General features: G+C 32.9%; 1 protein-coding gene. It reads right to left on the reverse strand.

The features are described from left to right. On the reverse strand, positions 1–255 hold a 255-nt coding region (locus ACQCT5_RS23035), incomplete at both ends, for an NUDIX hydrolase (RefSeq protein WP_499645420.1).

Here is a 255-nt window from a genome sequence, read left to right on the forward strand (position 1 = left end):
AAATTCAATATAAAATGGGTGTTTGCTATTATCAAGACAGTATTCAATTCTTTGCTTAAAGTTTCCCACGGTTACCATTTCTAACGCTTTCTCAATAGGATAGAACCCTACTTCTAGACTCTCTGATAAAGTTGTTAATTTTCCTCCTATTGGCTTAGCCAAAAACAGCGTATTACAGATTGATTTGTTCACATTTTGAAATATTCCACAGAATTTCAGAACTTCAATATCAATACCCGATTCCTCTTTAGTTTC

This window comes from Sutcliffiella halmapala (assembly GCF_050107295.1).
Taxonomy (GTDB): domain Bacteria; phylum Bacillota; class Bacilli; order Bacillales; family Bacillaceae_I; genus Sutcliffiella_A; species Sutcliffiella_A halmapala_A.